Source organism: Dyadobacter sp. BHUBP1 (assembly GCF_050587785.1).
Classification (GTDB): domain Bacteria; phylum Bacteroidota; class Bacteroidia; order Cytophagales; family Spirosomataceae; genus Dyadobacter.
Genome location: NZ_JBOBIH010000006.1, coordinates 54,843 through 79,855, shown reverse-complemented (window position 1 = coordinate 79,855; position 25,013 = coordinate 54,843). Strand labels below are relative to the sequence as shown.

Sequence of the window (25,013 nt, the reverse complement as noted above, 5' to 3'; positions counted from 1 at the left end):
GGTTTGAGGAAAATGGATTGAGCAAACCAATGAAGAAGGCAGAAGCGACCAGGTTGACTATTCTTGAAAAGGCATTTGAGCTGGTTTACGTGAAGGGGTACCAAACCACGAGTATCGACGACATCATCGCGACTACCAAGGTTACAAAAGGCGCCTTTTATTACCATTTCAAAAACAAAGACGAAATGGGCCTGGCCATCATCAATGAGCTTTTGAAACCGACGCTCGCAGGCAGTTTCATCGGGCCTCTGCAAGCCGGGGCCGATCCGCTGACCGCCATTTACGGGCTAATGTACAATCTGCTGATGGAAAACGAATTTCTCAAAGTGGAGTACGGTTGCCCCGCAGCTAATCTCACCCATGAAATGACCTCCTGGAATGCAGATTTCAACAAAGCACTAAACGAGCTGACCCAACAATGGATCGACACGATGATCGATCTGATCGAGCGTGGCAAAGCGAACGGTGCCGTTCGCAAGGACGTAAATGCGCGGCAGATAACCATGTTCGTCCTGTCGGGCTACTGGGGCATTCGCAACTTTGGCAAACTGGAAAAGAGCAAGGAGGTATACTTACCTTATCTGAATGAGTTAAAAAACTATCTGGAAGCGCTGCGCTGAGCTGCCTGCCGCACCAGTTTTAGCGCCGTTACTTCGTTCTGTTGATCCTTAAACCTACCGATAAACCGACCTGATTAGGCCGTACTTTGATACTGTATTCGGCGGTCGGTACCTTGTTGAAATTGTATTCGAAATAAGGGCCGATGATCAGGTCCGTGGTTTTGTTCACGGTAAAAATCTTTCCTGCTGAAATCGCGCCCGTGACGAAATCCTGTCCGCTGGATTGCAGCTGACGGGAATAGTCGGCACCGATTCTTGCGAAAAAGCGCCCGGTACGCTTGCCTTTGAAATCGAACTGTTTTTTAATGCCTATTCCTGCCAATTCCACTTTGCTGGTTACCGTTTCTGCTTTCCCCAGCCGCTCAAAAACATAGCGATTCGCACCTTGTTCGTCGGCTTTAAATTCATCGATCGCATAAACGTATTCCGCTTTCCAGCTGAGATGGCTGTAATGGAACAGCCATTGAAAGCCCAGCGTCTGGAACCCGGCACTGAGCTTATATCCCAGATTCGCAGCCGATACCGGAAAGGAGACTTTCAGGATACGAGATTCGGCATTGGGCAGCAGGTAAATGCTTTGGAAAGTATTGGTCGCGGATAGATTAAACAGCCAGGCAAACGACTTTTTGTCGGAAGGCTGGTAGCGTGGGAAATCGAGCTTTTCGCGCACCGGCTGAGGCTCTGGCGCTTGCAATGTCGAGTCTCCCGCATTTACCACACGGCTGATTTCCGGCATAGCCAGATCGATAGGGAACGGCGTCAGATGGCCAGCAGTAATAGTGTGCATGTTAGTGGGATTAACGGGACTTCCCAGCATTTGAACAGGCAATGTGTGCCCGCTCTCTTTGAAAAGCAGTGTATGGTTTTGGGCCCGAGGAGCAGGACTCGCGCCAGTGTGAACCTTATTGAGTACCGGCTTAGAATGCTCACGCAGGGTATTTGCCGGTTTTTCCGGATCTGTTGTTTTTAAAGGTCTCCGGATGGTCGTTTTGGCTGCATTTGCCTGGGTAGCATTTTCATGATGCGATGGTTGGTCGGCGCTGACCACGATGCTGCCATGAAGAGGCACTACTGTGGCATTTTCTTTGAGTCCCCTGTCCGTGACCCGGGAGTGGGTAATTGATCGAAAGGAAGCATAGCGTTCGCTTATTTCCTTCACTCCGAACCCGAGCAGCAATAAAAGAACCGCAGCGGTAGAAAGGAGTAAAGGTCTTACTCTGGCCGGTTTGTCCAGGGTGTTATATATTTTCTGGTCAATGGATGCACGAGGCTTTCTTTCAAAATTCTCAAACGAATCGTGAAGGGCCTTTCGAATGGCATCGTTTAATTCGTCATCAAAAGATTTCATGCTGCTTGATCCCTTTTTGTTCCAGTTTTTTAATTAAAAGATTCCGGCCCTTCAATAATTGAGAGCGGGATGTGACTTCTTTAATGCCCAGCATTTCAGCTATTTCCGCATGTTTGTACCCGTCAATGAAATGCATGTTGATCACAATCCGGTAGCCGTCGGGCAGTTCGTTGATGGCTTCGAGAAGCAGGCTGATGTCCAGTTTGCTGAACAAGAGCGTGTAGTCGTTGTTTTCCCAATCCAGTTTTACATCCTCGTGGGATGTGCTCAGCATTTCCTTGCGCGTCACCTGGTTGTAGTAGTCGATCGCATGGCGGACCATGATCGTCTTGACCCAATTATCGATCGCCTGGGGATTTTGGATGTCGTTGATCTTTGCGAAAATCCGTAATATTCCCTCCTGAAAAATATCTTCCGCCTCAGCCACGGTTTTTGCATAGCGAAGGCAAACGCCCAGCAATTTGCTTTTATAGCGGTCATAGAAAACAGCCTGTGCCCGCGAGTCCTGCCTTTGGCAAGCCTTCACGAGCTCCGCTAGTTCCATTTTGGTTTTTGTTTGAAATAAGGCCATTCGCAAGTATGATCGAAACAGAGGCTGTTAATTGCTGACTGTTCGAAGGTCCTGCATGAACAAGCTATCTAAAAACATAGGATGAGTATTGGTCATAAATGATTTCCCCTGTGGCGGCGTTGACAAAAACTTCTCTCAGTTCGTTAATGAATGTGCGTGTGCCTTCCACCCCGGATTTTTTCTGGAATACATACCGGATACTTTTCAGGCTGTCGAACTGCGCTTCGAAAGCGACAGCGGTGGGCGTCGTGAAGTCCTCATATCCCTCGCTCACTTTCGCAAGCAGTTCCGCATTGCCTACCTCATTATTAGGCTTGTTGACGACATTCGAGCCATTGGAATTGCGGGCTATCCACAACAATTCGCCTGCCTCATTGAAGATAACCGGATACAATTGCGCCACGGGATAGATGTAATAGGCTTTTTTGCCTTCGGAATCGGTGATCAGATTGATAGTGGCGTTGGTCAGCGATATGGCCTTTTGCTGGCAGAACGATTGAATATTGTCTGGTAAATCCACGACTTCCAGTGCAATGGACTCGGAAGGAGCTTTCGAAGTCAGTTTAATAATGTGCCAGTCGTTGAGGATATAGTAATCCAGCAGGAACGGCTTGCCATTGAAAACGTATTTCATTCTCGCCCCGTTATCGGTGGCCTTGTCGGCCAGTTGAACGCCGGAAATTGCTCCTCCTCTTACTTTCAGCTTGTCGGTCAGGTCTTTGTATAATGTGATATCGGAAGACTCCCGGTAAACCTGGGCAACGATCGCCGTAGGGCTCACCTGCGTTTCAAAATTGGAAGCATTGCTGACAAATTTTGCTTTCCATAATTTGTCTTTCAATAAAGTTTTGAACACAAACTTCTCGGCATTCGGGTAGTCGTTTTTTATAGCCGTAATGGTGGCCTCGGGAACGGTTTCAGTATCGGGTTCCTGCACATCGACAACCTTATTGCAGCCGATCAGAATCGATAAGCAGAGGATTGTGACAAAAAGTGCAATCTTTTCGAAGTTCATTAATATATAATAGAGCGTATTACCGACATGTTTGCCTAACAGACAGGGGAGTCGCTGGAAAATGTTGCCTGAGCCGAGGAATTTTTTTGAAAATGTTTTTGAGGACTAAAATCGGAAATGATTTATTTCCATATCGGGCAACGTTTGAAACTCGAAAACAGGTCTATGATTTGAGTCCGCAAAACTACGCCGAAAAACAATGAGATTCTTTTTACTTTTCGCAATAGTACTATTAGCCATTCATGGATGTAAATCCCCTGAAAATCCAGGAACTGCGCCTCAGCCTTCTTTGGAATTACCGCAGTCAGTTCAGGATTTGATTTATGAATCATACCCGTCGGCAACCAATTTGAAAGGCCTCTCAGAGGTGGAAAAAGGGCGGGTGTATGAGCTGTCTTTTGAAAATAACAATACCGGCTATAATGCAATCGTCGGTACATCCGATATTCTCAGATTGGCTGCTACTGTCGGAGAAGCGGTACCGGATTCACTGGTTGCATCGATCCAGCGCCTGACAATCCGGGGAGGTAAATTGAGCAATTACAGAAAGCTTACATATCTCAATGAACAGAATTCGTATGCTGCTGATTATGAATTGAATGGGTTGAAATATTTAGTGCGGTTCGTTAATGGGGGCGCAACACTTACAAGTTATGAAAGAGGATTTGTTACAAACGAAATTCAGGATTTGCCCGATGTGATCCAGCAATATATTGCTGCACGAAACAAGCCGAACCCGGCATTTGTGAATTCGCTCACCAACCTTAATGAGGCGAGCCGCCAGTACATTATCAATAATAATGAATTGGCTTTTTCCCAGTGTACGGTCAATGTAATGCCCGACGGAACCAAGCAGTATATGGTTTCTGTCAAATTCCTTGGTGCGACTAGCCTTCCCATTCTTTTTAAGGAAGATGGGCAGGTGTTATGGGTCGGCGCCTTTAACAGGATACGTCAGTTTAATCAGGATTTCAATGGTGGGCCGGGTTTTGGAGCATCAAACCTCACTAACAAGGAAATCACCTATTTCCGCGATTTGTTCGCTGCGTCTTCGCAGTTTATGGGTTTTAACCTCGACAACTTTGTAAATTTCAACAGTAGTTTTCGCAATGAATACGAAGACAACCGGGGTTATACATTCGATCTCAGCAACGGCAAGAATGAGCGCTGGTATTTGTGCTTTAACGGCGACAAGAAATTAGTATATTCTACATATTCTTATTATTGATTATTAGGAAGTTAGTTTTGGTATAGGTAATTGAATAATCCAAAATCGAAACCGGGATAATTATCAGTCACTCTCAACCGTTAAGAGGCAAAGCCTTTATACGTGTTATCAAGATATTTCGTAATCCTCTTCTTCTTTTCTCAATATGCCGCCGCGCAGCCGTACTATACGCGCACGCGCGGGGCTTTTGGAGCTGACGCATACGGTATTGCGCCCAGGGCAGCGGTTACTGCCGAAGCAGCTTTCGGTTATCTCAAAAAATCATTCTGGAATGTTCAGGCGGGTATTGGGGCCATTACCAGCGCGAATTTTCGGAGCCCTACTGTCTTAGCGGCTCTGACGCATTGTTTCGTATTAAATCCTTATAAACGGAGATCGTGCATTCCTCAGCCGGGCAACTATCTGGTCGAAAGCTATTTTGAAGCCGGAATAGGTGGTTTCCTCGTCGACCGCTACGACAACGGCATTTACTACGATACGAACAAACAACGGCTGCTGACGCCCTCCGGTGTGGCCGGTTTTCGCTTTCACATTGTATCCCGAAAATGGATTTACATGCTCAGATTACGCTACACCCCGCCACTGCTGCCTAATGCGCTCGCTTCGCACGCGGGCGTGGGGATGAGTGTGGGCTGGCGTTGAGGCCGGAGCAGCTGCTTTCAGATCACCATTCGCCGGGTTTGCCGAACTTTATCAAAAATGCTGCCCCGGGACCTGCATCCGCACGGACCTCTGCATTCAGCAGTTCGGCCAGCTCCCTGACGATCAGCAGACCGATGCCGTTAACACCCTGTTCACCATCTGATGATTCCGGATATGCCGTGCTGCCATCGTTGAACCAGTCCCGCACGGCGTCCGGAAGATTGGCGCCGGTGTCTGATACCGACAATGTGGTTATGCCGTCGTCCTGGCGGGCACTTACAGTAATAGCTCCCTGATATGTGAATTTGTTGGCATTGTCGATCAGGTTGTGCAGGATCACTTTCAGCAACTGCTGGTTCGACCTGACGATCAACGAATCAGGGATGTCGTTGACAAATGTATTTTGCCTGATTATAAACGCGTCTTTGAAAATGGCAGCGACGTTATCCACCAGTTTGCGAATAGCTACGGCCTCGAATGCCACGGAACCGCCCGAAACCTGGGATTTAACATACGAAAGCATATTTTCCAGCAACAGCAGGATTTTTTCAGAAGACTCACTCACACTGGCGCCTATGCTTTCCGCCAAATCGTATTCACCCTTTTGAATCAAGACGGGGATTTGTGATGACGTATATTGTACGAACCGGAGCGGACTGCGAATGTCATGGCTGATAGAGCCTATCAGATGCATTTGAAGTCGTATTTGTTTGACTAGCTCCTGTTCCGAAATTTTGAGGACGTTTAGCGTGTCCTGTAAGTTTTGTGTTTTTTCGGATACGCGGGATTCGAGCACCTTGTTAAGTCTATCCGCCTTTTTTAGCCGGCTTTTGAAATACATCCCCAGGGTCGCCGTTGCGAGAATTACCATCAGCACTTTAAACGGCCAGGTCTCGTACCATTGATAGGGGACGATGACGGTCAGGGAAGTCAATCGCTCCGAATTGCTTCCAAAACCGCCAGTTTTACGGATTCTCAGCGTGTAGGTGCCCGATTCCAGGTTGTTGAGGTGAATGGATTGCTGCTCGTTTTCAATCGGAAACCAGATCTGAGGGGTTTCCGCCCTCCGGTCGCTCGTTACCGCGTAGTAAAGCTGCTGATTTTCCCGGTTGCCGAGGTAAGGTGAGGAAATGAGTACCTTCAAATCGGTGGCCGTTGCCGGCAGTTTTACCTGGCTACCTTCCATGGGCACGTTTTGAGAGTTGCTTTCAATGCGGTCGATGAAGATTTTTGAATCCGGCACATCGACCGGTGTTTGCTCCGGTTCGAAAAATACCAGCCCGTCGAGGGAAGGCAGTGATACATAACCGTTGCCTAGACGGACCGCGCACGGTTGGCAACCGCCGTTGAATTCGTCGATCCGAAAACCGTCCCGCTTGATGTAACGGTGGTAGTAAAGCCGGGTGCTGTCGCGGTGAGTGGTAAAATCCAGCAAGTCTTTGCGAAGAATGCGGAACAGGCCATTGTTCGTGGGCATCCAGAAATAGCCGTTCTTATCCAAAACCAGGCAATGTCCCGAGACCATAAAGTGGTTCTTATCCACAGGGAACGTTGTGAGTTTGCCATTTTGATAAAGGCAAAGGCCATGGTCGCGGGTAGTGAACCAGAGCTCTCCCGGATGCGGAATGCAGAGGCTCTTCACGAAAACGTTCCCGGTGTGTGGTATGAGTGAAAAAGTTTTCCGACCCAAGTTAACGCGGAACAATCCCGTGTCTGCGCCGACCCAAAGCGTTTCCGCGCCTTCTTGCAGCATGTAGGTAATGCGCGGGATTTTGGGTGTGAACAGGCGCACAGGCATCCCCTTTTCTGTGGGATCAATGTAACGCAAACCAACGAACCGGGTGCCCAGCCAGATTCTTCCGGTTTTGTCTTCATATATATGGGATATTTCGCCGCCAGCATTCCATTGTCTTTTCAATTTGCCGCCTTTTGCGTCGAAGCGGTAAAGCATATCATTGCTTACGCACCAAATGTCACCATTCCTGCTGGTGAGCGTAGTACGCTTATTCATCGTAAGCCCCGCCGGTCGGGACAGTTGGAAGGCGATCGTGTTGCCGGCAGTACTTTTGCCCAGTACATTAAAGGACGGTGTAATTACGGTGCTATCCCAGAAAGCCGTTTGCGCATAATAGACATTTGCTTCCCGTTCATTACTGCTGACTGTCAGTGTTTCGAATGGATGAAAATCAAAGATAAACAGCCCGTTGCTGAGCGTTCCGAGGAAGAGCCTTCGATGTCTTTCGTCAAAGAATACAGAAGCTACATTATTCCTCTGAAAGTCGAAGTCGTCGAGCAAAAGTCTTGTTTGAATGTTTCCCGGACGCTTCTCCGAAAGCATGAACAATTTATTATCCTGGTAAATGAATGCGTTCATCGACAAATCCGGGGCATAAACCAGGTATGGTTTGCCCAGGTCCAGCCTTGGATCGTGAGACAGCGAGGCCGTTAGTTTGATTTTTCCGGCCGAAACGTCCGCTCCGGGGCCGGGTGCCAGCATTTCGATATTGCCAGCCTGGTCGTCGTTGTACAAACTGGTTCCGATCCTGAAAACACCTCTTGGCCAGCTTATCCGTGTGGGATAGCTTTTCTCTTTTTTCCAATTGGCGTAAAAGTCAATGCCTCCGTTTTTCTGCCATATGAAAAAATGGCCGTTTGATTGCGGGACGAAAAATACATAGTGGGACGGGAACCAGAGCTTTTTGAACGAATCCGTGTGGTCGAGCAGAAACCAGTTCATATTGAGCCTATCGGCATGTCCCTTGGAAAAGAACAAGTCATAAAACCCTTCCCTGGTTTTGAACATCGAACGGATGCGTCTAACCGGCGAGGGTACCTCACTCACGGCCTGGCCATCGGTGATTTTAACGTAGTCGTGCTCATTCGTCAGCGCGTACAGCCGGCCGGCGTCAGGAAGAAAGCCCACGAACATATTACTCTTCAATCCCAGCCCCGTTTTACCGAACGTAAGGAACGCCTGTCCGTCGAATCTGACCAGCCCGTTATAGGTTGTCAGCCAGATAAAGCCGTCGCGATCTTGCGCGATGGTGGCTACCGAATTTTGAGGCAGGCCGTTTTCGCTGGTATAGTGCCGAAGAGCGTATCCCGCAGTTTTTGCCGGAGGCTGTGAAGCGGCTGACAGTGTGAAAAAATGTAGTAAGACACAGATACAGATTCCCGCCAACTTCACGACACAGCCGGCGTGGGCTGCTACCGTCGCATTCTCTTGTATCTGATCCTTCACTGAAAGTACAGTTTTGATTTAGGCGTGTCTGGATTTTCAGACAAAGTAAGTGAAATCGTTCCGTGCCTAATAATAAAAGGATGATCAGCAATCGTAAATACCCGCTCGGAAATGATAGAAATCATTCTATGCCCTATTTACCATAGAGCCATTGTAACAAAAATAGTTTCATCCTACTTTTACTGATGTCACCGGTATAAACTTTTTCTCTTTCGCGTCGCGTCTCTCTGGTGCGCCGTTGTCTGTATTGACCGGCCCATAGGCCTTTACCATCATGAAAATCCTCATCATCGACGACCAAACGCTGCTGCGCACCGGAATGCGGCTATTTTTGAAAACCATTTCCGACGATTACAGGCTTTTTGAGGCGGCGGACCTGACAATAGCCCGAAGCGTTCTCCGGGAAAATCCTGATATCAAACTGGTGATCACCGAGGTGAAAATAGACGGACTGGTTCCGTCTGAGATCATCCAGGTGCTTCGGTCTGTCAGATCGGGTGTTTCTATATTATTTTATTCTGGCCTGTCTGAGCGGATATTTGCCTTGCCGGCGCTTCGGGCCGGTGCCGACGGGTTCATCATGAAGCGTGAAAAGCCCGCCGATCTCGCCAGGGCTATTGCCATTGTAGGTTTCGGCGGCAAGTATCTTAGCGTGGATTTACAGACTTCGCTGGTTTCAATGATGGATTCGAACCATCGGAAAGAAGGCCTGGAATCGCTCGAAATGCTCTCACAGCGCGAGCGGATGGTAATGAACGAGGTGGTGCAGGGAAAATCAACAAAAGAGATTGCCTTTCTGCTCAATGTAAAATGCAACACCATAAGCACTTACAAAAAGCGCATTTATAAGAAAATGAATGTGACCGATACATTTGAATTGTCGCAAAAAGCAGTCGGTTTTAGAAACTAATAGAAATCTTTCTATGGCCTACTTTTGATCGGCACGAGCTAATACGATGTAATTCTAGTTAGTTTTGGTGCAATAGTAATCTGATAGCATACCATAAGCGGGAGTAGTTTTGATGTTGACGTATAGTAACGATCGTTTTGATTTTGGTGGTCGAAAGGAGTTTTTATCATCCTGAAATGCAGGTTTGCAATAAAACAAGACATTATACACACGCTGAAAAACGGCTCTCCGGAGCCGTTCATTTTACCCATTTTAAGCGTTAACCCATCGTACTATGAAAGTGCTCGTTATTGACGGTCATCCTCTGATGAGATCGGCCATTAAACGGGAAATAAAAGACCACAAACCGCAAGCCAGGGTTACGCTGATGGCACAGCTTGAGCAAGCCCAGGGAGCCATTGAAAACCAATTTTTTGACCTGATTATCGTAGAAATCGGTATCCCCGGCGGGAGTATGCACACGATACGGGAAATGCGGGCGATCGCTCGGGGCAGCAAGATCCTCGTGTATTCCTCGATGAGCGAAGCTACCTATGCGCTTCCCTCGGTTTCTTCCGGTGCGCATGGTTTCTTGTCTAAGGATGCTTCTGGCGACGAATTGCGGATTGCAATGGATATGGTGCTGGATTCGAAGACGTATTTTAGCAAAGCGATACAGGAAAGCCTGCTTTCGCAGGTGATTGCCAACGTGGACGCTTCTGACCACAACCCACTACAAATGTTGACATCACGGGAGCGGCTGGTGGTACATTTGCTGTTGGAAGGGAACAAAATAAGGGCTATTGCCGAGATGCTTGCCCTCAAAGAAAGTACTGTCAGCACGTTCAAAGCGAATGTTTTCAAAAAGCTGCAAGTGAGCAATCTGGTAGCGTTGTCGGAGAAAATGGAAATGTTGCGGTAACCTGCCCGGCAGGTGGAAAGTCAGCAGGACGTGGAAGCGACGTCGTCGATGATTTTGGAAAGTTCGATCGCGCTCGTGACGCCGCATTTCTGGAAAATCTTCTTCTTGAACGTACTGACGGTACTTAATTTCAGCTCCAACTGGGTAGCGATCTCCTTGGTCCACAAACCTTTGATGAGCAGTCTGCTGATTTCCAACTCCCTGTCCGTCAATCCGATCCATTTCCGTCGTTTTATTTTGTTGTAATTATGTGGCAACTGCGTCACCAGTTGCTGTCGGACCGCGTCGGAGAGGTATTTCTTTCCGTTCGCCACCGCCCATACCGCTTCCCCGTACATCCCAGGATCCGATCGCTTCGACAAATAACCATCCGCCCCGGCCTGTACATATTTCAGTGCATATTTATCCTCAGGTAATCCGCTGAATATCAGTATTTTTATATTTTTGCTCGCTCTTTTGATCATATCGATCATCTTCACATCCTGGCCGCCGGGAAGATGAATGTCAAGAATGACCAGATCGACCGGTTTCTCCTGAACGGTGCGTAGACCCTCATTATAATTTTCCGATTCCCAAACCGTTACATTTTGAAATAATTCGCGTAGCACCAGACGCATGCCCATCCTCACAACGGCGTGATCCTCAATAAGTAATGCATTCATTAATGGTAGTATATTTGATTCATAACATGGGCGGATGAGGCCTTATGGATCAAAACTAGGCAGGGAGAGCTGTCCACACAATGGAGATGTTGGTCTTGGGATGTAAACATAGTACTACACTTTTCAATGGAATTTCAGGGAGTTTTTGTTAATTGGGGACATTATTGAGAACCACGATACCATTGCAATCTCTCCCCACCCGAATCTTACTCGTTGAAGACCACGATATTGTCAGAATCGCCACCAGTATGCTTATCCAGGAAATGATCAGCGATGCGGTCGTTGACACTGCGGTTAACTTCAAGGAAGCGGCACGGGCGGTCTCTTCGCAGCGCTACCAACTCGTTATTCTCGACTTGAATATCCCGGGTACCGACCATTTACTGACGATTGAAAAATTGCGTGGACAACAACCTGGTGCGCCCATACTCGTTTTTTCCGGACAAAAAGAAGAACTGTATGGCGTGCATTGCATACGCGCGGGAGCTGCCGGATTTGTTTCCAAGGAATCCAAAGCAACTGAATTACAGGAGGCGATCCGGGTTGTGCTCAGCGGGCAGAAATACCTCAGTCCGGTGGTCCGGGCACAAATGCTGGGCTCCATGCTGCAACAGGGTGTATCCGACCCGGCCGAGCTTTTGTCGGCCAAAGAACTGGTGGTCATGGAGATGTTGCTGGAAGGTAAATGGACGAAAGATATTGCCGGTCAGCTGAATTTAAAAAGCACGACAGTCAGCACTTTCAAGGCCCGCATTTTTAAAAAGCTGGGTGTAACTAATCTGCTGGATCTGGCCAGGCGGGTTGAGATGTATCATCTGTCCAAGGGTGATGTTATTTCAACCCGTAAGAAATAGGATACCTTTCCCGGTTCAATACCGGGATAAAAATATCTCCATTGATACTCTATTTCTGGCGAGGGAAAAGAATAGAAGTGTTTCTATGCTTTGTGAAAAATTTCATTTTCAACTAACTGTAAATGAGTTTATTGTACGATTGCTGGGTTCGCTTCGCCTTGTCCGTCCATCGAATCGGATACATTTTTCCCGCTACTTTGTAGATATAGTTTGCATCGCAGGTATGCAACAAACAAGGCCCCTGTTCTTCGGGACGGCGGCCTGATTTAAGCCCCATTCATTTTACGAGAAGATCGTCTATGTCCATTTAAAAGCAGGCGGCAAAGCCCTGTTTTCGAGCGGTAGCGGTGTATCCTTTTATCCAGCATTAATCACCCTTTCAATTCCATACTGTTTTCAATGATTATTAATTAAAACCAATTGAACAATGAAAGTAAAACAACTACTAACACGCACTGCCGGTGCACTTGGAGTTACCACCGGTTTGCTTTTTGTCGGTTCGCCTTTGATGGCACAGGTGAAGATCGGGGATAACCCGAATTCGATTAATCCAAGTTCGATTCTAGAGCTGGAAAGTGCTACTAGGGCGCTTTTGTTGCCTCGGGTCGCACTTCAGGGCCTTGGTACCAAAGCACCGGTCGACAACGCCGTAGCGGGCATGCATGTGTACAATACGGCCACTGTCGCTGGCGATAATGGGATCTCACCGGGCGAGTATTATTACGACGGTAACCGCTGGGTAAGACTGGTAAGTGAAATTTCTCCTGATCGTTATCAATATGAAAATGGCCCGGCACCGGCGACCGGAGGCTGTACAGAAGGAAATATTTGGGTAGATGTTTTGGAGGGAAGTGCCACCGAAGGCCAGCAATGGATTTGCAGAAATGGCGCCTGGGACCCATACAGTGCTCCGGCCAGTACCCCCTTTTACTCTGGACTTACAACGACCAGCGATGCGGGGTCAAACAAGACCGGTTTGATTTCCCGAAGAGGGCAAATTGTAGCCTTGCGCGAAAATAACTTGGGTAAGACGCTCATTTCGCCGGGTGGCATTCTACAACTTTACAGATCGCCGACGCTGGGTGCGAACGCGGGAGGCGCCATTGATTTTACCAATACGTCTACTCAATTGAACCAGTTTAGAATTGGTGTTCGGAATGATGCTGCCGGCGATGAAGGTGCGCTTGCCTTCCAGACTGGCAGTGGTAGTTCTAATGTGATGCGGATGGTTATGAATAAAAACGGCCAGATTGGAATCGGTACGTCTACCCCAGCACGGCCCTTGCACGTTGCCGGCGTAATATTTTCCGGAGCTGAAAATGCAACTGGAAATGGTCTTGTCGCTGGTACTTCGGGAACAAATGGGACAATGCTTGTTTACGCTCCATCCGACAATGATAGGGCTCAAATCATCAATCAGGCTTCTGGCGAAAACGCAAACATGATTTTGGCCAGAAAGGGTTCTGCTAGTGGAGAAAACTTTGTTGAATTCGTGATTGGTAACCAGCCCAATCCGATAGGAAGTATTTCGCGCACAGGTACAGGCGTTTCCTATAATTTAACTTCTGACCGTCGGTTGAAAGAAAACATTAAAAACACGCATTACTCAATCGAAGACCTCATGAAAGTTGGTGTGGTGGACTACAATTACATCAATGACGAGACAAAAACGCAAATAACTGGTTTTATCGCCCAGGATCTCTTCAAGGTATTCCCTGACGCTGTCACAAAAGGTAGTGATGATGTCAGTAAAAAGCCTTGGATGGTTGACTATGGTAAAATCACCCCACTTCTCGTAAAAGCCGTTCAAGATCAGCAAAAGGAAATCGCCGCACTGAAAGTGCAATTGAGCGAAATGAATGCGCTCAAAGCTGAGGTAGCCAGCATCAAAGCGATGTTGGGCAATGCCGAACAGCAGAAATCTGAGGCTATCATTTCAAAATGAGTGAATTATGCGCAAAATCATCCATAAAAAGCTCTTTGGCCTGAGCGCGGCATTGTGCCTGTCGCTCACGCTAATGACCGACCCCGCGGCCGCGCAGTCGAGTAGCCAGGGAAATACGGTCATCTCGGAAGGCACGCAGATGACCGTGTTCGGTACGCATACTTTCCTCACAGGCGGTGCGGGCATTCAACCTGGCATCATTAAAGCCAACCGTGCCCTGTCACCCGGTATTCTGGGCTTCGGGACTACCGCTTCCTATACTGGCCAGGATGATGCAAACCATGTCGACGGTTACGTGTCCAAGGACGGCAACAGTGCATTTGTGTTCCCAATCGGTGACGGCACAAAACTGCGTACAATCGGAATTTCAGCTCCTGCAACGTCTGGCGTATACAAGGCGGCATATTGGTCAGAAAGCGCTGGTGCGGCTACTTTGCCAGCAGGGGCACCGTTTCCGCTGACGAACATGAACTCCGATGTTACCGGTGTAAGTGCTGTGGAATACTGGGACCTGGACGGCGCGGGGCCGGTCAACATCACCCTTACCTGGGACGCCGCCAGCAATCTGAACACACTCGCGAGCTCGAACATGGTGAATCTGATCATTGTGGGGTACAATCCGGCTACCTCTCAATGGGAAAGTCTGGGCAAAGCGGGCGGTACCACCGGTACACTGGCCGGCACGGGTAGTATTACCGCTATCGGCGTCATCCCCGACAACTATTCGGCATTCACGTTCGGAGCAAATATCGCGCTCCCGGTCACACTGGTTGCATTCGAAGCCCGGAAGGAAGGTTCGACGGCCTCACTCGCCTGGTCAACTACCGCTGAAACCAACAGTGACCGCTTTGAGATCGAGCGCAGTGCGAATGGTAAAGTTTGGAACAGGATAGGCGCTGTGGCATCTAACGGAGAAAGCAAAGTGCTGGTGAAATACACCTTTACTGATACTGCTCCCTTAGCCGGTGAAAACCTGTACCGCCTGAAAATGGTGGATAAAGACGCAACATTCGCTTACAGTTCGATCAAAAGCGTGACTTTCGATAACATTAACCAGCTCGCTTATCCGAACCCTGCACGCGACATCGTGTACATTCAGCATGCGGATCATGTGAAAAGCGTTTCGGTGATCGATATGAATGGGAAAACTGTGAAGGAAACCGGCATTACGGCAGGTGGCACGTTCCGGGTCGACGGACTTAGTGCCGGTATGTACCTGGTGAAAGTCGTTAACCAGGATGGAGGCGTGAGGTCGCAGAAGATCATTGTAGCAAAATAATTGCTTCATGTGTTAAATCTTTTTATGCAAATAGCGCCGGGGAATTTCTCCGGCGCTATTTACTTAGGATGTTGAAGAAGCGTTATGTCAGAAATGCCAGATAAGGTCGTCGAAGTCGACTTTTTCGGGATGCAGCGCTTTCACCAATGCACTCCCGATGCCGGCGATGCCCTCGCCAAACGCCAGGTTTTTTTGCATGTTCCAGGAGTTTTCAGGCGTTTTATAACCCGCAAATCCGTCGGGATGGATATCGAACCGCAGGATTTGCCGGTACCAGAAGCCGGCGGCATTTTCAAGCGTTTGGTCGTAGGTAAGCCGTGCAATGCGATCGAAAAGTAATGCGAGGCCGGCGGCACCGTTTTGTATTCCGGCATCTCGGGTAGAGCTCGGATGTCCTTGTCGGCGTTTTGCAAATTTTCTCAGCATTTCCAGTCCTTCCCGCGTCCAGGAAGGGTTGCCGAATGCGGCACCGACACGGAGTAGCGCATAACCGGTTTCCGCATTTGCGTCGATCTCTTGATTTTCTATATAAACGACTGCTTCATTGACGACCCCTTCCAGGAAGTCGGCAGGGCAAAGGCCCATGTCAATTGCCCGTGCCAGAAAAATGAGCACCGCTGTATTTTCGGCAGGGGAGAACACGGCAGGTTTCGAATGGCGTCCACTGAATCCCGATTTCCAGTAACAACCCTCGCCCGTGGATATTGCATAGCGCACAATGCCCTGAACAAGTTCATCCACAACCGGTTGTGCCAATGCTCTGTTGAAATAGCTCCGTTGAAGAAAGTAAATGCCATACCCGAGTGCCCCGCTGTCAAAATCTCCCAGGTTCCCGATATACAGTTCGGAACGCATTTTTTTGAGCAGAACAGCATCGATATCGCTCAGGAAAACATTGGGGTCAAGGTCCAGCACATTCACCTGGCAGAGGTATTGCGCGACGGCCCCCAGACTGGCGAAGTCCAGCGGATAAGCTTTCAGCGGATCGCTATCGACCAGGTCGCAGGCATGATCGAATGCATCCCGGGCGGCATCGAGGTATTGCTTTTTGCCGGAATGTACCGCATATAAATAAGTGAAAACAGAAACGCCGAGGTACCCCCGGGTAAAACCGAAACTGCTCAGCTGTTTTTTGTGTGTACTTACAACTTCGTAGATCTCATCGATTTTAGCAGCAGCGATCATCGCCGAAAGCCCCGATATTCCTGTTGATGTCGTCATGATACCCGTTGGTTTTTATACACAAATGTGAATACAAACGGGAGTGTGATCTGAACTTTTTAGACCAACCATGTATCTAGTTCGACGAACTGCAAAACAGCATGCGGGAATGACCGACGTGTGTATCGGGAGCTTTGTCGATAAAATATTCTCGTTGGCATAAATAGTTTGGTTTCAGTGAGTTCTGGTGGGTAGCTTCATCCAGAGATTGTAAACCTTCCTATTATATGTCAATTGTATCCCAAGGATTCTTCGTGTTGAGACGCCCCCGGCTGCCGTTAAGCGTTCTTTATACATTCAATGAGCGGGCCGGCAACCGGCCGGAGCTGTTCGAGCGGGAACTGATCCGTTTTTTCTCGCAATCATCAATGTTGGAGGCGCTTTATGTAGCCTCGCCGGAATTATATCATTCGTTCACCGGGCTGATCGAGGGCCGGGTTAGAACCGGCGTAGACAAGTTGCTAAAGACTTTATATAAATACCTCGTCAGGATGACCTCCCGCAGCACTCCGTACGGCCTCTTTGCCGGATGTGCTGTGGGTGAGCTGGGACAGGAAACCCGTATTGCATTCGACGAGGCTGAGCCATTTCGTAAACATGTGCGGCTGGACATGAATTACGTTGCCGAATTGTCGGAAGGGCTTTTGCAAAAAAGCACCATTCGCAATGAGGTGAAGTTTTTCCCTAATACAAGTCTCTACCCGATTGGCGACACTTACCGCTATGTGGAAAGTACATTAAATAATAAAAAAAGGCTGTACATACTGGCGTCGGTAGATCGCGACGCCTATCTGGACAAGATTATTGCCACGGCCCACGATGGCGCTGCTATACATGAGTTGGTGGATTGCATTGTGTGCGAAGATGTTAGCCAGGAGGAAGCGGAGCAATTTGTCGACGCGATCATCCATGCACAAATTCTTGTTTCCGAGCTCGCGGCGACCGTCACCGGCGGAGAGTTCTTTTTTACAATTGTCGACAAATTACGTGGGATAGCAGGAGCAGCGAAGGATCTGGAACAACTGAACAAAATTGCCAACCTGCTCCAATCGGGTGAACAGAGCGTGGATAAATACCGGGAGGTAGAAGCCGTGTTGGCGAAGCATTTTGCTACAACAGGCAGCAAGGATCTGGTGCAGACAGACCTTTTTCTTCAAACACAATCGTGTACTATCCATGAGAATGCGGTGGCTACGCTGACCAGGGAATATCAGAATCTGGCATGCCTGGGCTACCGGAACCCGATACCGGAATTGGATCTGTTCAAAAAGAGATTTCTGGCAAGGTATGAACGACGCGAAATGCCGCTACTGGAAGTGCTGGACTGTGAAACCGGAATCGGTTATGGCGACGCCATAGCAGGGAGGGCTGATAACCTCCCGTTGCTGGACGATATGCAATGGCCTGGGCGACCTAAATCTGAGCAAGCGGATGTCTCTGCGATCGCGGAGCTTCGGGACAGGCTCTTTCTGCAATCTATGGCAGATAAGACGATGCGCATTTGCCTCACAGATAATATTTTGAATGAATTTCGAAAGAGGGTCGACAACACTGCGCAGACGCCGGATAGTTTTTACCTGTTTGGAAATATCATTGCCGGTTCGCAGGAGGATGTCGATAATGGAAATTTCAAATTCGCATTCAAAGCGATGGGAGGGCCTTCGGGCCTGAAACTGATCGGGCGGTTTTGCCACGGGAACAGCCAGCTATCCGAATGGGTGAAGAGCGCCGTCGCCGAGGAGGAAGCACTGGGTGAAGAAGGGGTGTATGCAGAAATCGCGCACCTGCCCGAGGCGCGCGTAGGGAATGTGCTCATGCGCCCGCATTTGCGGGAGTTTGAAATACCCTATCTCTCCGGTTCCACGATGCCACGCGAAAACCAGATCCTGCCGGAAGACCTGATGGTGTCGGTATCAGTTTCCGGGGAGGTGATATTGCGGTCGAAAAGGTTGAACAAACGTGTTTTTCCACGACTTACCAATGCCCATAATTTCTCTGATGGGCTGCCGGTGTACCGTTTCCTCTGCGAGCTCACCTACCAGCATGATTACCGTTATCTGGGCTGGGAATGGGGGCATCTTGCTTCCCATACTTTCTTGCCGCGCGTTGAATACAAGCATTGGATATTAAGCCGCGCCACCTGGAATATTGATAAAAAGATGGTGGTGAACCTTGTAGGAAGCAGCTTCCTGACAGCCAGGGAGTGGCGTGTGCTCAGGAGCGCATTTAACATTCCGCGTTTTGTTCAGCTCCGGCAAGGGGATAGCGAATTGCTGATCGACGGAGATTCCGATTTTGCAGTGGAGATAGTTTCCGATGTTATCAGGAAGTTTGACAAAGTTACGTTGACAGAGTTTCCCGAGTATGAACAGAACGGGTTCCTGGGCAAGGACGGAGAAAACTATTTGAATGAGATTCTATTGCCGCTTTTGCACAAAAAAGATTCCTCGTTGCCCAGGCAAGGTGGGGAGCAGCAATCGGTAGCCCGGCCCGCCGTCAGACGCGATTTTATGACGGGTAGTGAATGGTTGTATGTGAAAATCTACGCAGGGACCCGCACGGCTGATCGGCTGCTGACATCGGTCATTAAACCGTTTGCCGACCGTCTTTTGGCTGAAAGTGTCATCGAAAAATGGTTTTTTATCCGCTACGGTGACCCCGACAACCATATCCGGCTGCGTTTTTTTCATGGTAGCGATAAATCGTTCTGGCAGACTGTCCTCGTGCAATTGCATGTGTTGATGGAGCCGTATTTGAGCAATGGGACCGTTCACAAAATACAGCTCGATACTTACAAGCGTGAGCTGGAACGATACGGGCATCAGGCATTTGAGGAAATCGAATCCATTTTTTTTGCCGATAGCGTTGCTACGGCTGGTCTTTTGAATAGGCTTTCGGGCGACGAAGGTGAGCATTTTCGGTGGCTGACAGGACTGAGGGGAGTGGATATGCTCCTGAACGACCTGGGTTTAACATTAACAGAAAAAAAAGCATTCGTCGAGCAGTTGCAGGAGCGCTTCTTTCGTGAGTTTCGGGGAGATACCTGTCTGAATGTCCAGTTGAACAACAAATATCGCCAGCATACTGGGGAAATCAGGAGTTTTTTAGACTCGGAGCACGATGCGCTGAACGGTATCGAAGACATCGTAGCATTACTTGAAAAGCGGTCTATCCACATCAGAGCTTCGCTGTCGGTGATTTTGCCTCGCAACGAGATTTCTCTGAATCACTTCGCCAGTAGCCTGGTCCATATGTTCCTAAATAGGCTGTTTGTTGCTCAACAGCGTGAACATGAGCTAGTTGTGTATCATTATTTGAAAAAATATTACGAGTCTAAGTTGGCAAGAAGGGAAAAAGTGGCACATTTGACATTTGTTTGTGCCTAGCGGAATTTGCTTTGCGCGGGCAGTAAGTTCATAAGTTACTACCCGGACTCGGTTTAAGTATGACAGGGAAAATTAGTTGCCTCATTGTGGATGATGAGGAACCGGCTCATGAAGTCCTTAAATTTCTGATCTCGAAACTCAGTTGGTTGACCTACGCAGGAAGTTGCTACAATGCATTGGAGGCGCTGGAAATGATCCCGGAGGTTAAGCCGGATATTATCTTTCTGGATGTAAATATGCCTGAGCTGTCGGGCCTTGACCTGCTGAATATCGTTCACGCCCCGGATGCGCACGTGATCATGACCACCGCCTATCCTGAGTATGCAGTGGACGGTTTTTCATTCGACGTTACCGCTTTTTTGTTGAAACCCATCGGGTTCGACCGGTTTTTGAAGGCTGTCACGAAGGTCAGGAGGTTGATAGGTGACAGCCATTTGACACGTGAAAGGGTGCGGTCGGTTCCTGAGCCGGCCGCTGATGATGTGGCGGATCGCCAGCAGGTGCCAGCCCCGCAACCTTCCGAACAGCGCCCAGAGACCGTGCAGGAAGAATATATGTGGATTCGCGCCGATCGCAAGATGTATTGTGTCTGGTTTAAGGACATTTATTTTGTGGAAGGATTGAAAGACTATGTTAAAGTGTACTATACCGACGGAGTGCTGGTTACGTTGGCTTCCATGGCGGCCATGACGACCCGCCTGCCTTCACCCACATTCGTACGCACACACAGGTCCTACATTGTTAACCGCAATATGATCAAGATGATAGAAGGAAACATGGTTACCATGCTGAACGGCATGAAAGTGTCGATCGCCGTGTCCCCCACCCGCGACGAGGTGCTCCGCCAATTGACAGAAAGATAACTCGCTGAATGAACAACGATATTACAAAAAGGGGATCATTGATAGAAAGGCTGCTGTTTCCCCGAACGCAAAAACTAAGAATTTCCTATCACGTTCTTTTCTGGGTCTTGTTCATTTTGCTGCATTACTCCTATGCATTGCCCACGATTTTAAAGAAGAATGCTGATCCGACTGTTACCATTGCAAGTTTTTTCTATTTTTTGAAAATAGTACCTGAATATTATATCTGCGTCGGACTCTACTATCTGCTCCGCAATTACATCAAGGGTTTTTTACTTTTTCTAGTCCTTTTCATTCTTGCACTTGCGATCAACCATATGTTTTCAGTGGTACTATACCGGGGTGTGGATTATTATTTGGGGTTGGAAAACATGACCGAGAGATACAGGATGTTTGCGAACATGTATCTTGCTCCCTTCAATCTCCGGGATCCAAATACCTGGTTGGTGATTAGCAGCGACATTTCTGAGGTGCAATTCTTTATATTGCCTGCCGCGTTGAAAACCGCAAAATTTGCTGCAAATGAGCGCTTTATTCGACAAAAAATCGAAGACGATGCCCGCAATATGGAGTTGAAAGCGTTGAAGTCGCAGATCAATCCGCACTTCGTTTTCAACGTGCTGAATGCCGCCTATGCGAAGGTATTGCCGGTCTCGGAAGATGCTGCTGAATATCTCCAGAAAGTTTCTGAAATATTGCGCTTCTCCCTGTATGAGATGAATGATGAGTTTATCAAACTGGAAACGGAGCTGGCCTATATGAATTTGTATATTGAACTAGAATCGATGAGAAGCAACCGCCGCTGTCACATCAATGTAGAGCAGCATGGAGAAGTCAAGGATAGCTATCGTGTTCCAACGGTTTCGCTAATAACCCTGGTTGAAAATGCATTCAAACATGGTGTGCATTCGACCCGCCATGATTCGTTTGTTGATATTCTGGTTAACGTTTCAAATAGTTTGTTAATGTTTGAAATAACCAATAGCAAACCATCACAACCGCTACGAAGCAAGTCGGGAAGCGGGGGCATCGGGTTAGCTAATCTAGAAAGAAGGCTGGGAATATACTACCCCGGACAGTACAAGGTTAAAAAATCAGAAACGGAAACAGAGTTTAACGTTTCGGTACAAATTCCGGTGGGCTAGCATCAAACGAAGGAGGACGCATTTTGGTCGAACGTTGATGGTTATTGGTATAAAATGTTTAAAAAGAACGCTTTTGTCGGGTTATTTCGGGCAAGTAATAACCCGTAAACAACGATAGCCCGATGAAAGCACAGGCACGATTCCAGACAAAGCTTGAATTAATCAGATTCACGGTGGCACGGCTCAACAATATTTCCAGGGCCGGTGGTAACAGAGATTTTTCGCGTTCAGAAACTACCACCAGCACTGCATCATGTAGAACAATTCTGATGTAGAAGTTAGCTGTCTCGTTAAGAAAACCGACTGCCGGGGCTTCCTTTTTGCGAGGCTCCGGCAGTTGTGTTTAGGGCAATCGAATGCAAGTGGCATAGATCTTTAAGAGGAGTGGCAAAAGCTTACCCCTGGATTTCCATGAACAAAATTTACTATTTCCCATTGGTAGTGATGGCGTTGTCGTCCTGCCGCGCATTAAAGGACAGCCCCAAATACAAGTTGACGGACGGCGTCTACAAGACGAACGAGGACAACCGGAAAGCCCTGGTTTACGTCGAGAACGCCGACGATTCTGTGCTGGTGTATCATTTGCAAGCTGGTTGGAAAACGGCCAGGGCCGATCGCAAGAGCCTGAAACCAGAGGTATATCCAAGAGGTGCTGTCGATAAGGAAATTGCGGCGAGCAAATATTGGAAGAACACGTTCGACCTCGATGTACTTACGATACCTTTTAAATACCGCCCCTCCACAAGTTCCTTCACCCCGCAGTTGAGTAATCACCTCAACGGCGCCTTGTATATAGGTTACAGGAATGACACGTATGAACTTTCCTACAAGCGCAATCCGATCGGCAAGCTGAGCCAAAGGGTGACGCATCTTGGATTTTCAGCCGGATTGGCAACGGGCGTGGGTGTAACGCCGATGAACCCCTGGGTGACGAACGATAATATCAATGTGGAATACGACGGATTTATCTGGTCGAAAGCGCTGTGTATCCTCATGGGCGTCGAAAAGCTGAATTTCGGGTTGGCACTCGGTATCGATCACCTACTCGACGACAACCAGCAATACTGGATTTATCAGGGTAAACCCTACCTGGGTTTGACGGTCGGTCTGAATCTCAACTGAAAAGATTGGCCGCTTGCCCAGGTATTGTGCATGCTATATTTTGGGAAAAGAGCCAGATGTCGTAGCTAATCCTGCGATGTGAGATTTGGCCGTTTATCGCAGTAATTGCGTATTCTTGCCGTCGGACATGCCGGAGGCTTCTAAAACGAGGTTCAAAAAGTGATGCTACACCATACCGATTTCCCAATTCATGAACTACCGTCCTCACGTTTTATGGCGTCGGATAGCGGCCTCACGTTGGGGGATCATGCGCCGAGCCACCGCATCAGCTTTTTTGCCATTGTCTGGTTTTCAGAGACCGGCGGTACCCACCATATCGACTTCGAATCATTCCCGGTTAGGGCTAACGAGGTGTTTCTGTTGGCACCCAATCAGGTTCACTCTATTCCTGCGGCCAGGCTCCCGCGTGCGCGTACGATCGTGTTCGCGCACGATATTTTCGACCGGATCGATGAGCCGCATTTACGTCAGCTTTTTCTGCCATTTGAGAACGAGGCGTTTGTCATACCCGCTGAGATGCAGGAGCCGTTGACGCACCTCTTTGACCTGATACTCCTCGAATGCGCCGGTGCTGCGGATCTAACACTGCTTTTAAAATATACGACTGCCTATCTTACCCATCTTTATCGTTTCGGAAAGCGCAATCACAGGGTAGCCGGAGCCGAAGATCATCGGTTGGTCAGGCTGTTCCAATTGATGCAAATGCATTACCGGCAGGAAAAGTCGGCCGCATTTTATGCCCGGGAAATAGGTCTTACCCCCAAAAGGGTGAATGAGCTGCTCCGTGAAAAAATGAAAACGACGGTGAGCAAGCTGCTCTACCGGCTCATGCTCATTGAAGCGAAACGGGAGCTGTATCACCGGCAGCATTCGGTGAAGGAAATTGCCTATGGGTTAGGATTTAGTGATCAATCCTATTTTGCCCGCTTCTTCAAGAAACAGACTGGCCTCACACCGGAGGAGTTCCGCGCAGGTGCCCGTTAGCCGGTGAGGTAAATCGGGCGGATGTTCAGATTGTCCTAACCTTCGGACAGATCGTGCGGGTCGATCGGAGCCGCTTTTCCGATATTTGTGATATCAATTTTGCGTACGCAAAATATGGGTTTGACAACCCATTATTGACTTGCATGAAGTGGCTTTGCGGCCTTCTGTTTCGAATAGTGTTTTCGTGTGTTTTGGCAAAAGTGGCTGCTTTTTTATGGCAGCCACTTTTTTGTTTTTTATTGCTGAATATGTAACAAAGCCCGGCCGGCGGTTGTTGACCGATGGACGAGGTTGGCCAAAGTGAGTCAGCCTTAGCATAGACTATTTGAAATGAAACAAATCCTCGACAATCCGGCCTGGTACGCATTGCGCACGCACAATCGCGCGCTTGGAAATGTGCAGGGAGGTTCGGCATATTTCCTGCCCGAAGTTTCGCCCTTCGTAGCGGTGGAAGGCCCGGCTCTGGAAGGAATGACAGCATTGTACGATGCTATTCCGTTCGATAACAACGTGATATTTGTAAGCAACGAAAACGTGCAGATACCTCTTCCATGGCAACTTCTGGCGGCGGTACCCGGCTACCAGATGCTTTACCGTGGTACGGCAAATCCGGGATCGAATGGCCCGGAGACCATTCCGCTCACCCTTGAACATGTGCCCGAAATGGTAGCATTGACCAGCCTTACCGCTCCCGGTCCATTCTCAGATGAAACTATTCGTTTCGGGCATTACGAGGGAATTTTCGACGATGGCAAGCTTGTGGCAATGGCTGGCCAGCGGATGCACCCGGAAGGTTATGCCGAAATCAGCGCCGTTTGCACCCATCCTGATCACCTCGGTAAGGGATACGCCAGGCATTTGTTGCTCCGGCAGGCAAGCCGCATTCAGCAGAACGGCGAACAGCCTTTCCTGCATGTGAAGGCGGACAATGCGCGTGCAATAGGGGTGTACGAATCGCTGGGTTTTGAGATCCGCACCGAAATATACTTTTACGTGTTGAGACGATGAGCTTTTTAACAAAGCAACTCTGAGCTTTTCAGCAAAGTCGGGCCCTGCGGCGTGAGGTACTTTTGCAT

Annotated in this window: 20 protein-coding genes; 14 read left to right on the top strand and 6 right to left on the bottom strand. The window is 48.5% G+C overall.

All coding sequences use genetic code 11. The features are described 5' to 3' along the window. Positions 1 to 29: 29 nt before the first annotated feature. Positions 30 to 620, top strand: coding sequence for a TetR family transcriptional regulator (locus ACQ4MZ_RS22490; RefSeq protein ID WP_430848727.1), 591 nt, complete (start codon positions 30 to 32; stop codon positions 618 to 620). Between the two features lie 28 nt (positions 621 to 648). On the opposite strand, the gene ACQ4MZ_RS22485 is transcribed toward ACQ4MZ_RS22490, so the two are convergent. From ACQ4MZ_RS22485 to ACQ4MZ_RS22475, 3 genes are all read right to left on the bottom strand, one after another. Beyond that, the gene (locus ACQ4MZ_RS22485; protein ID WP_430848725.1) at positions 649 to 1,968 is read right to left on the bottom strand and encodes a hypothetical protein; all 1,320 of its coding nucleotides are present in this window, start codon (positions 1,966 to 1,968) and stop codon (positions 649 to 651) included. Next, positions 1,955 to 2,512: an RNA polymerase sigma factor gene (locus ACQ4MZ_RS22480; protein WP_430848723.1), complete on the bottom strand. Its 558-nt coding sequence runs from the start codon at positions 2,510 to 2,512 to the stop codon at positions 1,955 to 1,957. The genes ACQ4MZ_RS22485 and ACQ4MZ_RS22480 overlap by 14 nt, the downstream gene beginning before the upstream one ends. Before the next feature lie 91 nt (positions 2,513 to 2,603). Then, positions 2,604 to 3,554 (bottom strand): hypothetical protein, encoded by a 951-nt coding sequence (locus tag ACQ4MZ_RS22475; RefSeq protein ID WP_430848721.1) that lies wholly within the window; start codon positions 3,552 to 3,554, stop codon positions 2,604 to 2,606. Positions 3,555 to 3,753: 199 nt separating this feature from the next. On the opposite strand from ACQ4MZ_RS22475, the gene ACQ4MZ_RS22470 reads away from it, so the two are divergent. Both ACQ4MZ_RS22470 and ACQ4MZ_RS22465 read left to right on the top strand, forming a co-directional pair. Then, positions 3,754 to 4,782, top strand: a complete 1,029-nt coding sequence (locus ACQ4MZ_RS22470; RefSeq protein WP_430848719.1) for a hypothetical protein — start codon at positions 3,754 to 3,756, stop codon at positions 4,780 to 4,782. 102 nt (positions 4,783 to 4,884) lie between these two features. After that, entirely contained in the window at positions 4,885 to 5,424 is a 540-nt protein-coding gene (locus ACQ4MZ_RS22465) for a hypothetical protein (RefSeq protein WP_430848717.1), read from the top strand. A 22-nt stretch (positions 5,425 to 5,446) separates the two neighbouring features. On the opposite strand, the gene ACQ4MZ_RS22460 is transcribed toward ACQ4MZ_RS22465, so the two are convergent. Next, positions 5,447 to 8,665, bottom strand: coding sequence for a two-component regulator propeller domain-containing protein (locus tag ACQ4MZ_RS22460; protein ID WP_430848715.1), 3,219 nt, complete (start codon positions 8,663 to 8,665; stop codon positions 5,447 to 5,449). A 274-nt stretch (positions 8,666 to 8,939) separates the two neighbouring features. On the opposite strand from ACQ4MZ_RS22460, the gene ACQ4MZ_RS22455 reads away from it, so the two are divergent. Both ACQ4MZ_RS22455 and ACQ4MZ_RS22450 read left to right on the top strand, forming a co-directional pair. Beyond that, a complete protein-coding gene (locus tag ACQ4MZ_RS22455; RefSeq protein ID WP_430848713.1) occupies positions 8,940 to 9,575 on the top strand; it encodes a response regulator transcription factor in 636 nt (211 codons plus the stop codon). Between the two features lie 274 nt (positions 9,576 to 9,849). After that, positions 9,850 to 10,476 (top strand): response regulator, encoded by a 627-nt coding sequence (locus ACQ4MZ_RS22450; RefSeq protein ID WP_430848711.1) that lies wholly within the window; start codon positions 9,850 to 9,852, stop codon positions 10,474 to 10,476. 20 nt (positions 10,477 to 10,496) lie between these two features. Here the strand turns inward: ACQ4MZ_RS22450 and ACQ4MZ_RS22445 are convergent, their stop codons facing one another. Then, positions 10,497 to 11,138: a response regulator gene (locus tag ACQ4MZ_RS22445; protein ID WP_430848709.1), complete on the bottom strand. Its 642-nt coding sequence runs from the start codon at positions 11,136 to 11,138 to the stop codon at positions 10,497 to 10,499. A 152-nt stretch (positions 11,139 to 11,290) separates the two neighbouring features. Here ACQ4MZ_RS22445 and ACQ4MZ_RS22440 point away from each other — a divergent pair, with 152 nt between their 5' ends. The 3 genes from ACQ4MZ_RS22440 to ACQ4MZ_RS22430 all read left to right on the top strand — a co-directional run bounded on the left by ACQ4MZ_RS22440 (position 11,291) and on the right by ACQ4MZ_RS22430 (position 15,216). Further along, on the top strand, positions 11,291 to 11,992 hold the full coding sequence (locus ACQ4MZ_RS22440; RefSeq protein WP_430848707.1) for a response regulator: 702 nt from the start codon (positions 11,291 to 11,293) through the stop codon (positions 11,990 to 11,992). Between the two features lie 427 nt (positions 11,993 to 12,419). Continuing rightward, positions 12,420 to 13,937, top strand: coding sequence for a tail fiber domain-containing protein (locus tag ACQ4MZ_RS22435; protein WP_430848705.1), 1,518 nt, complete (start codon positions 12,420 to 12,422; stop codon positions 13,935 to 13,937). 7 nt (positions 13,938 to 13,944) lie between these two features. Next, positions 13,945 to 15,216 (top strand): T9SS type A sorting domain-containing protein, encoded by a 1,272-nt coding sequence (locus ACQ4MZ_RS22430; protein WP_430848703.1) that lies wholly within the window; start codon positions 13,945 to 13,947, stop codon positions 15,214 to 15,216. A gap of 87 nt (positions 15,217 to 15,303) precedes the next feature. Here the strand turns inward: ACQ4MZ_RS22430 and ACQ4MZ_RS22425 are convergent, their stop codons facing one another. Continuing rightward, positions 15,304 to 16,437, bottom strand: a complete 1,134-nt coding sequence (locus ACQ4MZ_RS22425; protein ID WP_430848701.1) for a hypothetical protein — start codon at positions 16,435 to 16,437, stop codon at positions 15,304 to 15,306. 227 nt (positions 16,438 to 16,664) lie between these two features. Here ACQ4MZ_RS22425 and ACQ4MZ_RS22420 point away from each other — a divergent pair, with 227 nt between their 5' ends. From ACQ4MZ_RS22420 to ACQ4MZ_RS22395, 6 genes are all read left to right on the top strand, one after another. Beyond that, positions 16,665 to 19,823, top strand: coding sequence for a lantibiotic dehydratase (locus ACQ4MZ_RS22420; protein WP_430848699.1), 3,159 nt, complete (start codon positions 16,665 to 16,667; stop codon positions 19,821 to 19,823). A gap of 59 nt (positions 19,824 to 19,882) precedes the next feature. Continuing rightward, entirely contained in the window at positions 19,883 to 20,686 is an 804-nt protein-coding gene (locus ACQ4MZ_RS22415) for a LytR/AlgR family response regulator transcription factor (protein ID WP_430848697.1), read from the top strand. A gap of 8 nt (positions 20,687 to 20,694) precedes the next feature. Continuing rightward, positions 20,695 to 21,831 (top strand): sensor histidine kinase, encoded by a 1,137-nt coding sequence (locus ACQ4MZ_RS22410; RefSeq protein ID WP_430848695.1) that lies wholly within the window; start codon positions 20,695 to 20,697, stop codon positions 21,829 to 21,831. 411 nt (positions 21,832 to 22,242) lie between these two features. Further along, on the top strand, positions 22,243 to 22,953 hold the full coding sequence (locus ACQ4MZ_RS22405; protein ID WP_430848693.1) for a hypothetical protein: 711 nt from the start codon (positions 22,243 to 22,245) through the stop codon (positions 22,951 to 22,953). Positions 22,954 to 23,115: 162 nt separating this feature from the next. Continuing rightward, positions 23,116 to 23,937, top strand: coding sequence for a helix-turn-helix domain-containing protein (locus tag ACQ4MZ_RS22400; protein WP_430848691.1), 822 nt, complete (start codon positions 23,116 to 23,118; stop codon positions 23,935 to 23,937). Positions 23,938 to 24,267: 330 nt separating this feature from the next. Next, positions 24,268 to 24,945, top strand: coding sequence for a GNAT family N-acetyltransferase (locus ACQ4MZ_RS22395; RefSeq protein WP_430848689.1), 678 nt, complete (start codon positions 24,268 to 24,270; stop codon positions 24,943 to 24,945). Positions 24,946 to 25,013 lie beyond the last annotated feature (68 nt).

What these genes read in the sequence shown, in the direction of transcription:
- ACQ4MZ_RS22490 (WP_430848727.1), top strand. Translation starts at nt 30, where the DNA reads ATGAAGAAGGCAGAAGCGACCAGGTTGACTATTCTTGAAAAGGCATTT.
- ACQ4MZ_RS22485 (WP_430848725.1), bottom strand. Translation starts at nt 1,968, where the DNA reads ATGAAATCTTTTGATGACGAATTAAACGATGCCATTCGAAAGGCCCTT.
- ACQ4MZ_RS22480 (WP_430848723.1), bottom strand. Translation starts at nt 2,512, where the DNA reads ATGGAACTAGCGGAGCTCGTGAAGGCTTGCCAAAGGCAGGACTCGCGG.
- ACQ4MZ_RS22475 (WP_430848721.1), bottom strand. Translation starts at nt 3,554, where the DNA reads ATGAACTTCGAAAAGATTGCACTTTTTGTCACAATCCTCTGCTTATCG.
- ACQ4MZ_RS22470 (WP_430848719.1), top strand. Translation starts at nt 3,754, where the DNA reads ATGAGATTCTTTTTACTTTTCGCAATAGTACTATTAGCCATTCATGGA.
- ACQ4MZ_RS22455 (WP_430848713.1), top strand. Translation starts at nt 8,940, where the DNA reads ATGAAAATCCTCATCATCGACGACCAAACGCTGCTGCGCACCGGAATG.
- ACQ4MZ_RS22450 (WP_430848711.1), top strand. Translation starts at nt 9,850, where the DNA reads ATGAAAGTGCTCGTTATTGACGGTCATCCTCTGATGAGATCGGCCATT.
- ACQ4MZ_RS22445 (WP_430848709.1), bottom strand. Translation starts at nt 11,138, where the DNA reads ATGAATGCATTACTTATTGAGGATCACGCCGTTGTGAGGATGGGCATG.
- ACQ4MZ_RS22435 (WP_430848705.1), top strand. Translation starts at nt 12,420, where the DNA reads ATGAAAGTAAAACAACTACTAACACGCACTGCCGGTGCACTTGGAGTT.
- ACQ4MZ_RS22430 (WP_430848703.1), top strand. Translation starts at nt 13,945, where the DNA reads ATGCGCAAAATCATCCATAAAAAGCTCTTTGGCCTGAGCGCGGCATTG.
- ACQ4MZ_RS22425 (WP_430848701.1), bottom strand. Translation starts at nt 16,437, where the DNA reads ATGACGACATCAACAGGAATATCGGGGCTTTCGGCGATGATCGCTGCT.
- ACQ4MZ_RS22420 (WP_430848699.1), top strand. Translation starts at nt 16,665, where the DNA reads ATGTCAATTGTATCCCAAGGATTCTTCGTGTTGAGACGCCCCCGGCTG.
- ACQ4MZ_RS22415 (WP_430848697.1), top strand. Translation starts at nt 19,883, where the DNA reads ATGACAGGGAAAATTAGTTGCCTCATTGTGGATGATGAGGAACCGGCT.
- ACQ4MZ_RS22410 (WP_430848695.1), top strand. Translation starts at nt 20,695, where the DNA reads ATGAACAACGATATTACAAAAAGGGGATCATTGATAGAAAGGCTGCTG.
- ACQ4MZ_RS22405 (WP_430848693.1), top strand. Translation starts at nt 22,243, where the DNA reads ATGAACAAAATTTACTATTTCCCATTGGTAGTGATGGCGTTGTCGTCC.
- ACQ4MZ_RS22400 (WP_430848691.1), top strand. Translation starts at nt 23,116, where the DNA reads ATGCTACACCATACCGATTTCCCAATTCATGAACTACCGTCCTCACGT.
- ACQ4MZ_RS22395 (WP_430848689.1), top strand. Translation starts at nt 24,268, where the DNA reads ATGAAACAAATCCTCGACAATCCGGCCTGGTACGCATTGCGCACGCAC.